The sequence below is a fragment of the Clostridium liquoris genome (genome assembly GCF_002995785.1).
Classification (GTDB): domain Bacteria; phylum Bacillota; class Clostridia; order Clostridiales; family Clostridiaceae; genus Clostridium_AO; species Clostridium_AO liquoris.
In genome coordinates this window covers 88,612-101,570 of the sequence record NZ_PVXO01000009.1, presented here as the reverse complement: position 1 = coordinate 101,570, position 12,959 = coordinate 88,612, and the positions used below count along the sequence as shown (strand labels likewise).

Sequence of the window (12,959 nt, the reverse complement as noted above, 5' to 3'; positions counted from 1 at the left end):
CCTGGCGAAATATGTTATTTAACTAAAATGCCCAATTTCCATGAATAAATACAGGTGTTTCTTTGCCATCCTCACATATTCCAGTAATGTTAAGATCTTTTGTCCCTACCATAAAATCTTCATGTACAAGAGAAGTGTTAACTCCACATTCTGCTAACTCTAGTTCATTCATGTTTTCACCATTTTTCAAGCATACTGGATAGGCTTTACCTATAGCAAGGTGACAGGAGGCATTTTCATCATAAAGGGTATTGTAAAATATTATATTGGAATTTGAAATTGGGGAATCAAAAGGTACTAAGGCTACTTCTCCAAGGTAGTGTGAGCCTTCATCTGTTTCTATAATATTTTTTAAAGCTTCATAACCCTTATCAGCCTTAAAATCTACAATCCTGCCATGTTTAAAAGTGATAGAAAAGTTTTCTACAAGATTTCCATTGCAATTAAGTGGTTTGGAACTTACCACTGTACCATTAACTCCAGTTTTTAAAGGCAGTGTAAATACTTCTTCTGTAGGTATATTAGCTATAAATTCTATACCATCAGGAGTATAATCTGCCCCTCCAAGCCATAAATGATCCTTTGGTAATTCTATTTTTAAATCTGTACCAAGGGAGTTATTATAGTGAAGAAACTTAAAATTATTAGAGTTTAAAAAGTCCATTCCTTTTTTTAGGCTTTTTTTATGCTTTTCCCAGGCAGCCACAGGATCTTCTTTATCTACCCTTACTATTTTAAATATTGAGTCCCAAAGTTTTTCTACAGCTTCTTCTTCATTTACATCAGGAAAGACTTTTTTTGCCCAGGCTTTTGTTGGAATGGATATAATGGACCAGGTATTTTTATTACTCATAAGCCTTTCACTATATTCTCTTAAAGCTGTACCCCTTGTTTTCTGGGCCTTTGCTATTTTCTTGGGATCTACACCCTTTAGATTTTCTGGATCTGAGGCAAATATGCTTAAAAAGGCAGCACCAGATACTGCATAGGATAAATAAAATTCCTTTTGCCAATTTGGTATTTCCTCAAATACCTCTTCAGGAGCTTTTAAAAATCTTATTTTAGAAAATAATTCATCATTCCAGTTTATAACCACATCTTTGGCTCCCTCTTCATAGGCTGTTTCTGCTATTAATCTTGTAAAATTTGCACATTCAATAGGAGAGGATATAACAAGAGTTTGATGCTGCTGAATGTTTACACCTATCTTAACTGCAAGATGAGCATATTTTTTAAGTATTTCATTGTTGTTCATATTAATCTCCTTTCATCTATTATGTATAGTGCCCCTAACTTAGATTTAATATAAATATTACCATAGGGTAAATGAAAATTAAATTGCTAAGGAGGAAAATTATTAAAATTATAGGGGTTGAATACAATACTAATTTGGTATATAATCATATTAACATAAATTCTTGATAAAATCTAAATTATCATAAATTTTTAGTAAAATTAAGGAGGAAATCATTATGATGAATGTAAATGAAATGATAGAAAAAATAAAAAGTGGAGAAGCTAATTTAAAACTTATAGATGATCATGTATCTCAGCAAAAAAAAATTGAAATGGTAGATCAAAGTGGCTTTGAAAAGTTATGTGAGTTTGGCAATGACGAATATTTCATGGCATTATATAAAAAAGATAATAAATTTTATTATGCTGAAAGACAATACTGTGCTGACAATGCTTCAACAGGGTCTTGCGAAATCCAGTATGATAAATTATATGAAGTTGCAGCATAAATCAACAATTAATAATTAAGGATAAGTTTCTTCCGCTAACGCTGCTAAAAATGCAGTGTTAGCGGAGGATTTACTCCTTAGCTAAAAATCATTTAGTTATTTTTACAATACCTTTGAAAGAGATTTAATCTTAGAAACTTCTTTTTCATCATCTACAAGTTCTAAAGACTCATTGCCGCCTTTATAGTTAAAATGATAAATTTCTATAGTAGAATCCTCCTCTTCAGGTGACATTAACACATACTCATCTTCATTTAATTGAACATATTCCTTTACAGTATATTTTACTAATTCCCCATTTTCATTCCTGAAAGAATAAACTTTTCGGCTCATATATAACACTCCTTTTTATAATTTTAAATTAACAGTATTCTCATTATAATATTCCAAATCTATAGGCAATATATTCACAGTACCCCTGTAAAAATAAAATTATAATAGAGTTTATTGTGAACTCACCACCACTTTAGAAGTTGTGACCTATTGGGTAGTATCCCCCAATAAGGATAACTCTGCCAAATTGGCAATGCAGAGGTATTGACACAAGTCCAAAAATATGATATATAAAAGTTATTAGCACTCACTAAAGTTAAGTGCTAATAACTTTTATAGAGGATAATAACTGTTTAATTTGAAGGGAGCGGTTTACATTGGAAAAGAAACAATTTAAAGCAGAGTCCAAAAGAGTATTAGATCTTATGATTAATTCAATTTATACACATAAGGAGATTTTTTTAAGGGAGCTTATTTCCAACTCCAGTGACGCAATTGATAAGATTTATTATAAGGCGCTAACTGATGATACTTTGAAATTCGAAAAAGATGATTATTATATTAAAGTAATTCCTAATAAAGATGATAGAACAATTAAGATTTATGATACTGGTATTGGAATGACAAAGGAAGAACTTGATGATAATCTTGGAGTTATAGCAAAGAGTGGTTCCTTACAATTTAAAAAAGAAAATGAATTAGAAGATGGACATGATATAATAGGTCAATTTGGTGTAGGATTTTATTCTGCATTTTTAGTAGCAGATACTGTTACTGTTATAAGTAAAGCTTTTGGAAGCGACCAAGCTTACAAATGGGAATCCTCAGGGGTAGACGGTTATACAATTGAACCATGTGATAAAGATTCCTTTGGTACAGAAATTACATTAAAAATAAAAGAGAATACAGAAGATGAAAACTATGATGAATATCTAGATGAATACAAATTAAAATCTATAATAAAGAAATACTCTGATTTTATTAGATATCCAATAAAAATGGATATAACTACAAGTAAGCTTAAAGAGGGTAGTGACAAGGAATATGAGGATTATACAGAGGAACAGGTTGTAAATAGCATGGTTCCTATATGGAGAAAAAACAAAAATGAGCTTACTAGAGAAGATTATGAGAGATTTTATTCCGAAAAGCACTATGGTTTTGATAAACCAGTAAAATATATTCATACTAGTGTGGATGGTGTTGTAAGTTACAATTCAATTTTATTTATTCCTGAAAAAACACCATATGATTTTTATACAAAAGAATATGAAAAAGGTTTAGAGTTGTATTCAAACGGCGTTTTAATTATGAATAAATGTAAAGAGTTATTGCCAGACTATTTTAGCTTTGTTAAAGGAGTAGTGGATTCTGAAGATTTATCACTTAATATATCTAGAGAAGTACTACAACATGATAGACAGTTAAAACTTATTGCTAAAAGCATAAAAACCAAAATTAAAAGTGGATTGGAAGAATTATTAAAAAATGAGAGAGATAAATATGAAGAATTCTATAAATCCTTTGGGAGACAATTAAAATATGGTGTATACAGTGAATTTGGAGCAAATAAGGATGTTTTAGAAGATTTACTAATGTTCTATTCATCTAAGGAAAAGAAAATGGTAACTCTAGCTGAATATGTTTCTAGAATGCCAGAGGATCAAAAATACATTTATTATGCTGTAGGAGAATCCATTGATAGAATTGAAAAGCTTCCACAAATAGAACTTGTATTGGATAAAGAATACGAAGTATTATATTTCACGGATGATATAGATGAATTTGCCATAAAAGTTATGGCAAAATATAAAGAAAAGGAATTTAAATCTATATCCAGCGGTGATTTAGGTATAGAATCAGAAGATAATAAAAATACATCTGATGAAGATGAAAAAGAGAACAAAGAACTATTTGAGAAGATGAAGAATATTTTATCAGATAAAGTTAAGGATGTTAGAGCATCAAAAAGGTTGAAGAATTATCCTGTATGTTTATCAAATGAGGGCGAGCTTTCAATTGAAATGGAGAAAGTACTAAACTCCATGCCTGATAATCAAAATTTAAAAGCAGAGAAAGTTCTAGAAATAAATGTAAATCATGATGTATTCAAATCATTAAAGGAAGCTTATGAAAAAGATGAGGATAAGCTTAAGTTATATACAGAACTACTGTACAATCAAGCATTGCTTATAGAAGGATTAACAATAAACGACCCAGTAGAGTTTACAAATGATATATGTAAGTTAATGAGATAACACTTAAAAAATTACGAAGTAATTTTTTAGTTGACAATTGACAATTGACAGTGGACAGTTAAGGATAATTTTTCTCCATTATCATTACGGAAAATTGAAATTTGTTATTTAGGTAAAATCTAATAAGTAAAAAGTAAGGATTGATGAAAAAATTCAGCAAAGCTGAATTTTAACCAAAACTGTCAATTGTCCTCTGTCAACTGTCAACTAAAAATATTGCTTCGCAATATTTTTTTAGTCTGTCTTTAACCCAGAACCGCATAGTGGAATTATAACTTTACCTTCTGGATGGTAATTATTTTCTTTAACATATTTAAAGTAGCCTGCAAAAGTAGCTGCGGTAGTTGGCTCTATATAGAAACCTCTTTCAGCTAAATATTGCCTTGCTTTAGGAATGTCATCTTCAGGAGCTGTAATGATTTCCCCTTGTGTATCCCTAACTGCACTTAGTATCTGCTTTCCTCTCTTTGGGTCTGCTATAGCAATTCCTTCTGCTAGGGTGCCTGTATTCACTGTTTCCTGAACATAATCTTTTCCTTCTATAAATGATTTATAGATTGGAGCACAATTTTGGGACTGTACTGCTATGATTTTTGGGATTTTAGATATAAGACCTAAATTAAATAATTCCTTAAAGCCATAGTAAGCTCCTAAAACTAAGGTTCCATTTCCTACTGGAATTATTAATACTTCAGGTACTTCGCCTTTTAACTGTTCATAAATTTCATAGGCATAGGTTTTAGTACCCTGATAAAAGAAAGGGTTGTACACATGGCTGGCGTAGAAGCCATCTCCTCTTTCTACTGCAGCTAAGGCAGCTCTTGCAGTATCTTCTCTACTTCCTTTAACTACATGTACTACTGCTCCATGGGCAGATATTTGTTTTATTTTTTTTTCAGAAGTGTGCTGAGGCACATATATATCACATGCCATGCCAGCTCTATGTGCATAAGCTGCTATTGATGTACCAGCATTTCCAGAGCTGTCCTGAATAACTTTTTTTACTCCTAGCTCCTTAGCCTTTGCAATTAATATTACTGCTCCCCTATCCTTAAAGGACATGGTAGGCATTAGATAATCCAGTTTAACTAAAAGATTTGGATTATCATTATTTAAAGGAACCATAGGAGTTAAACCCTCACCCATGGAAATATCTTTCCAAAGGTTACAGTTGTTTTCCAAGGGAAGGGCTTTTATATATCTAAATAAGCTCCACTCATCCTTTAATATATCTTTATTAGAGAATTGAAATTCAAAGTCTTCTAGATTTAATAGGCCTCCACATGTACATCTAAAGGGGAGGCTTTTCAGGTCATACTTTTTTCCACATTCATTACATACATATTTCATTTCCACAAAACCATCTCCCATTCTTTTTTTAACCACAAATCTTGTTAGTTTAATTTTATATAAAAATCTATATAAAAACAATATAAAGTTATAAATATTTAGATTATTTGATAAATTATTCTATAATGAAACATAATATTATTTTAATGAAAATTATATTGATAATATAGTGATATTGTGCTAATATAAAGATATGGATAATTAGTATTAGTAAGTAATAGGTATTGACCAATAGTAAATATTATTAAAGTGGTGATGAACATGGGAAAAGAAGAGGAAAAATTAGATTTAGTTATAATAGGTTCAGGCCCTGCAGGACTTACAGCAGGTATTTATGCAGCAAGGCTTAAATTGAATTTTATTATACTAGAAGATGACTTAATAGGAGGACAAATAAGATCTAGCTATTTAGTAGAAAATTATCCTGGATTTATCAGTACAAATGGTGAAGAATTAGCAAATAAATTTAAAGAACAGGCAATACATGCTGGAGCTAATATAGACGAGTTTGATAATATAGTTAACATTAAACTGACAGATGAAGAAAAAATAATAGAAACAGAGAATTATATATACAAACCGGAAGCAGTTATAATTTCTGCAGGAGCTAAATATAGGACACTGCCTATACCAGAAGAAGGCAAATATCATGGAAATGGAATACATCATTGTGAACTATGCGATGGTGAACTGTATACAGGAAAAGATATAATAGTAGTTGGAGGAGGAAATTCAGCAGTAGAAGGAGCTATATTTTTATCAAAATATGCAAAATCTATAACCATTATCCATCAATTTGACAATCTTCAAGCTGAAAAAAGTCTCCAAGAAGAATTGTTTAAAAATCCTAAGATAAATATAATATGGGATACAGAAATCAGGCATGCCTTTGGGAAAAATAAATTGCAAGGTGTAACCCTTGAAAATTTGAAGACAAAAGAGAATTATAATATTAATGCAGATGGAATATTTGTTTATATTGGAATGGTACCAAGAACAGAATTATTTAAGGAATATATAAAATTGGATAAGCATGGATATATAGAAGCGGATGAAACCACACAAACTAATATAAAAGGTGTTTTTGCAGCAGGAGATGTGAGGACAAAACTTTTTAGACAATTAACCACTGCTACTGCAGATGGAACTGTGGCAGCTTTAATGGCAGAAAAATTGATAGTTGATAAAAGGAGGAGTAAAAATGATTAAAATATACACTACGGCTACTTGCCCTTATTGTAAGAAACTAAAAACTTATTTACAAATGAAAGGTATTCAATATGAAAATATAGATGTAATGGAAGACATAGCTGGAAGAGAAGAAATGATGAAGTTATCAGGTCAACAAGGAGTACCTGTAGCAAATATATATGGTGAAATAGTTATAGGCTTTGATAAACATGCTATAGATAAAGCATTGGAAAAAGTCCCTCAAATTTAAATTAAATGACCCGTGCAAAAGGACCTATGCTATATTGTAAAAAAGGAATAATAGTAATAATATAGTAAGAGACATACTTTTTTGAAGGAGGGAATAATTATGCGTATAGTTGTACTTGAACCACTTGGGCTTGAAGATGAAAAAGTTCGTTCTATTGCAGGGAAAATTATAGGAGAAGGACACGAATTAGTAACTTATAAGGATAAGGTAGAGGACATTGATGTTTTAAAAAAGAGAGCTTCTGGAGCAGATATATTGGTTATTGCTAATATGCCGTTAAAAGGAGAAGTAATAAACTCAGTAGAAAATCTTAAGATGATTTCTGTGGCTTTTACTGGTGTAGACCATGTAGATATTAAAGCATGTAGAGAAAGAAATATTGCTGTTTGTAATGCAGCAGGATATAGTACTTCTTCTGTAGCAGAACTTACATATGGACTTATATTTTCAGTATTAAGAAATATTGTACCTCTAGATAAAGCTACAAGAGAAGGAAGAACAAAGACCAATTACAGTCAGAATGATCTTTCAGGGAAAACTATTGGTATTGTAGGTACTGGAGCTATAGGAACAAAAGTGGCAGAAATAGCTAAAGTTTTTGGATGCAATGTTTTAGCCTACAGTAGAAGCAAAAAGGCTGAAGTAGAAGCTTTAGGAGTGACATATGTTTCTTTAGAAGAGCTCCTTAAAGAAAGCGATGTAGTATCAATCCATGTACCATTAAAAAATGATACTAGAGCATTGATAAATGAAGAAAAAATATCATTAATGAAATCTAATGCTATATTAATAAATACAGCAAGAGGAGCTATTATAGATAATACTGCTTTAGCTAAAGCTTTGGAAGAAGGAAAAATTGCTGGAGCAGGTATTGATGTATTTGATATGGAACCTCCAATTCCTAAGGATTATCCATTACTTAAGGCTCCAAATACTGTTCTTGCTCCTCATGTAGGTTTTGCTACAGAGGAAGCAATGGTAAGAAGAGCCCATATTACATTTAACAATATAGCTAAATGGTTAGAAGGAAAACCTGAAAATTTGGTTTAAATAATTAACTAAAAAATCATTGAAAAACATCTGCTTATAATTAGGTAGGTGTTTTTATTTTAACCTATTTTAATAAAATGTTAAAAAAATAATAAACCTGTAAAACCCAAAGGAACTATATAAACAAATTGTTAAAAAGTTAAAAAAAAGAGTTTTTTTGTGAAAGTTTTGTTATAATACTATTAGGGAAAATTAACCTATTTCCTATCTATGTTCTATAATATGAAAAAAGTTACTTTGCAATTTTTTAATGGGGGATGATTAAAATTAAAGATAAGGCTAAATTAAAAAAGAAGACAACCATAAGAAAAGAATGGAATAAAAGGATTATGGGTTTAATAGCATGTATTTATATTTTAGTAGGAGTGGGAGCATATGCAGTCATTAGAAGCAGTACTAAAAATATACTTTTAAATGCAGGGCCTGCGTTTAGTTACGTAATATCAAATGAATTAGAAGGGAAAAACTTAAATGAAATCATTAATCAGGGAGAGAATAATGAAATATATAAGAAAGTAGATAAAATTACAACTTCCTTGCAAAGCAAAGGGAAAGACGTATTTAACAGTATTTATCTAATAAATAAAAGCTCTAATGGAGAATGGAAGTATATAATAGATAGATCTCAGGGTGACAATAAAAAATTGGGAGATACATTTAGTACAGAATATAGTGAAAATGAATTAAAAGAGGCTGAAGTAAATAATAAAGCAGCTATTAAAGATAAAAATGGATCAGAAATGTCTGTTTTTATACCAATAAATATGAATGGAAATTCAAAAGTGATTTTAGGAATGGATTTTAATCTGAAGACTATAAAAAGAATTAAATTTATAGGCTTAGCTGGATTAATAGCTTTACTATTAATAAGTATGTTTATAATAAGACTAATAGTTGGAGCCATTACAAAAAAGCAGACACATTCAATTACAGTTTTAGTTGATAAGATGAAGGAAATGGCCAACTTAGAAGGAGATTTGACTAAGAGAATAGAAATAGAAAGTAATGATGAAATTGGGGAACTTGCCTTATACACTAATAAAATGTTAGATACTATGCAAAATACGTTAAAACAAGTTAATAATCTATCCATGCAACTAAACAATACTACTGAAGATTTTACCAATGCCTTCAGCAAGACTGTAGAAGAGTTCGGAGTTATGAATACTGGAGTGAAAAATATATCAGGAAGAATTGAAAATCAAACAGAAGAATTAGCAGAAACTTCAGAAAGAGTAATTCAAATAAATAATGTTATAAATGGTGTAGCAGATAGCTCACAAAAAGTTACTGAACAGGCTGCAACCACTAGTGAAAATGCAGTAGAAGGAAATAAAGTAATGGATAAATTAGAAGAACATTCAAAAGAGATATCTTCAGTGGTTAATAATACTTCAGAACTTGTTAAAAATTTAGGGGACAAATCTGAAGAAATAAATGGTATTGCGGATACAATTGGATCCATAGCCTCTCAAACTAATCTTTTAGCTCTTAATGCTTCAATTGAAGCTGCTCGTGCAGGCGAACATGGTAAAGGCTTTGCAGTGGTAGCAGAAGAGGTTAGAAAATTAGCTGAGGAATCTTCCGAATCTGCAAAAAATATATTTGCACTTATACAAGAGGTAAGGCAGGGAATTGAAAATGCTGCAGCTTCTATGGAACATGTATCTGGCAAGACTTCAGAACAAAGTGAATTTGTACAAGAAGTTACTGCTAAATTCAATGATATAGTTTATTCCATAAATAATGTTTCAGAAAATGTAGAAGAGGTTTCTGCCTCCACAGAGGAGATGTCCTCAAATATAAATACTATAACAGCTAAATTTGAAGATTTAACTTCTATATCAGAAGAGAATAATAGCTCTACAGGAGAAATTTCTTCCTATATAGAAAGTCAATCTAATACCATAAAAAATTTATCTAGTATGACTAAAGAATTAAATAGTAAATCTTCAGAGCTTGCGAATAAGCTGTTAAAGATGAAATTGGAGTGAAAAAAAGCAGAGAATAGGGTTCTATTCTCTGCTTTTTAAGAGTGCATTGTATATAGTATTATATTATTTTACCCTGTAATCTGTACTCTATGTCCTAAATATGCCTTTTTTACTAATGTATAGGGTTACGAATATAATAAAATATGGTTACAATTTGGTAACAATTATTTAAATCACATGGAAAGCATAAGCAATGATATGTTATAATATGTAAGTGAACTACAGGAAAGGCAAAAGGGGGATAATCTATGAATATTTTAATCGCAGAGGACGAACAGGATATTAGGAAATTATTAGAACTCCATTTAATTAAGGAAGGACATAATATATTCCAAGCAGCGGATGGCATAAAGGCTATTAAAATATTTAATGAAATACATGTGGATTTAGTAGTATTGGATATAATGATGCCTGGCATTGATGGCTTTAAGGTACTGAAGAAAATAAGGGAGAAAAGTGAAGTGCCCGTAATGCTTTTAACTGCTAGGGGGGGAAGATGCGGATAAAATATTAGGCTTCGGTCTTGGAGCAGATGATTATATAGTAAAACCATTTAGTACTATGGAATTTATAGCAAGAGTGGAAGCACTTCTTAGGAGAGCCTATAAATATTGTAACACTTTAGAAAATAATCATATAACAAATGGTGAACTTACATTAAATAAAGAGAGTTGTACTATTTGTAAGGGTAATGAATATATTGATTTAAATGCCAAGGAATACAAAATACTAGAATTATTTATGAATAATATAGGTAAGGTTCATACTAAAAAACAAATTTATGAAAAGGTATGGGGAGAACCTTACTATGAAGATGATAATACTATAATGGTTCATATAAGCCATATAAGAGATAAAATAGAGGATAATCCTAAGGAGCCTAAATACTTAAAAACCATAAGAGGAATAGGATATAAACTGGAGAAAATACATAATGAAGAATAATAAAAAGATATCTAATTTGCTTTTAAGAACTCATTTAGTATCTAGTCTAATAATGTTTCTTATATTTTTAGTATTTTTCTTTGGGACTATGGCTATGTGGGTAAATCTTTATATGCCAATAAATACTCTTATTAGTGCTGAAAATTCAAAACTTGTAGCAAAAAATATTATAAAGGATGACTATAGAAACATTGATGTAGAGCAAATACTTAAGGTCAAGGGCTGGATAGAGGTGTTAGATACAGATTTAAATGTTATGTATACAAAGGGCAATCCAAAAATAAAGAGAAGTAAATACAATAAGGATGAATTCTATAATAAAATAATCAATGCTAATAATGATTTGTTTAATGATAATGAGTATATATATAATATAGCCTATAATGGTAATAAAGACTTTACTCTAATTGTTTACCTTCCCAATGATAATTATTTTAATAAGGTTATAAAAAAACCTTCAATAGGTGTAAGAAACTTTTTTAGAATAGCTATAACCTTATATTTAATTATATTTGTTTTTATAATGATATTATATACAAGAATTACTTCTCGTAATTTGACCATACCATTACAAGAGCTTATGAAGGGCGTTAAAAATATATATCAGGGAGATTATTCAACAAGAATACAGGTTAAATGTAAAAATGAGATTGGACAACTTACTCAAGCTTTTAATGTTATGGTCCAAAGAATAGAAGAGGAAAGAAAGCTAAAGGAAAAGAGTGAGGAAACTAAAAGAAGACTTATAATGGATATATCTCATGATTTAAAAAATCCTTTGGCCAGCATTAGAGGTTATACAGATTTACTTATTGAAAATCCTAAGTTGTCTCAGGAGAAAAGAAATAAGTATTTAACTGTTATTCAGAATAACAGCATAAGGGTAAATGATTTAATTACAGATATTTTTGATTTCTCAAAATTTGAAAGCATAGATTTTAATCTAGAGCTTAAAAGTGTGGATATTTGTGAGTTTTTAAGAGAGGTAATAGCAAGCTTTATACCATCTATTGAGGAAAAGAATATAGAATACAATTTTTCTATACCTGATAATAGCATACAGGTGAAGATGGATACAAAGAATATGTATAGAGCTATAAGCAATTTAATAGTCAATAGTCTTAAATACAATGAGGACAGTACAAAGCTTAATATTTCTGTACAGGATATAGGGGAAAGAGTTTTAGTTATAATACAGGATAATGGAATAGGTATACCAAAGGAATTGGAAATTGATATATTTAATCCCTTTGTGAGAGTAGATTCCTCAAGAAATTCTAAAAGCGGAGGTACAGGATTAGGACTTGCTATAACCAAGGCCATAATAGAAAAGCATGGGGGAAACATAGAGTTAGAAAGCAGTATTAACTGTGGATGCAGATTTACTATTACATTAAATAAGGAAATGAAACCTTGTCTATAGTGTAAGCTGGATTTTAAAATGGGGGCTTTTCTTCACAGAAAGACCTCCATTTTAAAATTTATTCTTTATCTGCAGCTGATTCTTTATCTACAGATTCAGTTTCTTTAAGCCTGTATAAGGAGTCTTTTAATTCCTTATTTTCTTTTGATAAATTTAAACTTTCTAATTCCATTTCGTTTATCTTTTTAGTTAACTGCTTATTATTGTGTTTTAAATTGAATTCCCTTCTTAGTCCTAATAGCATTATAATTACTGCACCTAAAATAGCAGATATAAATATTATAAGGGCTTGAGAGATTTCAACTTTTGCAAAAAGAAAATTCACTACAATAACTGATGAATTTTGTATAGCAAAGATAGCTACCAATATGGCAAAAACAAGTGATAAAATAAATCCAATCTGCATATGAAACCTCCTCTTAATTAATGGTAAAGTAAATATTTAATGAGAATTTAATACAAATATTTTTCCTATACAAC

General features: G+C 30.2%; 11 protein-coding genes and 1 pseudogene. 8 read left to right on the top strand and 4 right to left on the bottom strand.

Annotated features, from left to right (window positions below; genetic code table 11):
* Positions 1–22 precede the first annotated feature (22 nt).
* Positions 23–1,255, bottom strand: coding sequence for an aminopeptidase (locus CLLI_RS02735; RefSeq protein ID WP_106062720.1), 1,233 nt, complete (start codon positions 1,253–1,255; stop codon positions 23–25).
* A 217-nt stretch (positions 1,256–1,472) separates the two neighbouring features.
* Here CLLI_RS02735 and CLLI_RS02730 point away from each other — a divergent pair, with 217 nt between their 5' ends.
* Positions 1,473–1,745 (top strand): hypothetical protein, encoded by a 273-nt coding sequence (locus tag CLLI_RS02730; protein WP_106062719.1) that lies wholly within the window; start codon positions 1,473–1,475, stop codon positions 1,743–1,745.
* Between the two features lie 102 nt (positions 1,746–1,847).
* Here the strand turns inward: CLLI_RS02730 and CLLI_RS02725 are convergent, their stop codons facing one another.
* Entirely contained in the window at positions 1,848–2,078 is a 231-nt protein-coding gene (locus CLLI_RS02725) for a DUF1292 domain-containing protein (RefSeq protein ID WP_106062718.1), read from the bottom strand.
* A gap of 317 nt (positions 2,079–2,395) precedes the next feature.
* Between CLLI_RS02725 and htpG the strand changes: the two genes are divergently transcribed.
* Positions 2,396–4,276: a molecular chaperone HtpG gene (htpG, locus tag CLLI_RS02720; RefSeq protein ID WP_106062717.1), complete on the top strand. Its 1,881-nt coding sequence runs from the start codon at positions 2,396–2,398 to the stop codon at positions 4,274–4,276.
* 234 nt (positions 4,277–4,510) lie between these two features.
* Here htpG and CLLI_RS02715 read toward each other — a convergent pair whose 3' ends face one another.
* Positions 4,511–5,626 (bottom strand): threonine synthase, encoded by a 1,116-nt coding sequence (locus CLLI_RS02715; protein WP_106062751.1) that lies wholly within the window; start codon positions 5,624–5,626, stop codon positions 4,511–4,513.
* Positions 5,627–5,887: 261 nt separating this feature from the next.
* On the opposite strand from CLLI_RS02715, the gene CLLI_RS02710 reads away from it, so the two are divergent.
* The 6 genes and pseudogenes from CLLI_RS02710 (at position 5,888) to CLLI_RS02685 (ending at position 12,479) form a co-directional block, all read left to right on the top strand.
* Positions 5,888–6,835 carry an NAD(P)/FAD-dependent oxidoreductase gene (locus CLLI_RS02710; protein WP_106062716.1) on the top strand — a complete coding sequence of 316 codons (948 nt, stop codon included), beginning with the start codon at positions 5,888–5,890 and terminating at the stop codon, positions 6,833–6,835.
* Complete coding sequence (locus tag CLLI_RS02705; protein WP_106062715.1) at positions 6,828–7,067, top strand: glutaredoxin domain-containing protein; 240 nt, start codon at positions 6,828–6,830, stop codon at positions 7,065–7,067. Before CLLI_RS02710 ends, CLLI_RS02705 begins: the two co-directional genes overlap by 8 nt.
* 99 nt (positions 7,068–7,166) lie before the next feature.
* Positions 7,167–8,117 carry a 2-hydroxyacid dehydrogenase gene (locus CLLI_RS02700; protein ID WP_106062714.1) on the top strand — a complete coding sequence of 317 codons (951 nt, stop codon included), beginning with the start codon at positions 7,167–7,169 and terminating at the stop codon, positions 8,115–8,117.
* Between the two features lie 257 nt (positions 8,118–8,374).
* The gene (locus CLLI_RS02695; protein WP_106062713.1) at positions 8,375–10,111 is read left to right on the top strand and encodes a methyl-accepting chemotaxis protein; all 1,737 of its coding nucleotides are present in this window, start codon (positions 8,375–8,377) and stop codon (positions 10,109–10,111) included.
* A gap of 248 nt (positions 10,112–10,359) precedes the next feature.
* Positions 10,360–11,056, top strand: a pseudogene (locus CLLI_RS02690) (response regulator transcription factor).
* Positions 11,046–12,479, top strand: coding sequence for a HAMP domain-containing sensor histidine kinase (locus CLLI_RS02685; RefSeq protein WP_106062712.1), 1,434 nt, complete (start codon positions 11,046–11,048; stop codon positions 12,477–12,479). The pseudogene CLLI_RS02690 and the gene CLLI_RS02685 overlap by 11 nt, the downstream one beginning before the upstream one ends.
* A 58-nt stretch (positions 12,480–12,537) precedes the next feature.
* Here the strand turns inward: CLLI_RS02685 and CLLI_RS02680 are convergent, their stop codons facing one another.
* Entirely contained in the window at positions 12,538–12,885 is a 348-nt protein-coding gene (locus CLLI_RS02680) for a LapA family protein (RefSeq protein WP_106062711.1), read from the bottom strand.
* Between the last annotated feature and the right edge of the window lie 74 nt (positions 12,886–12,959).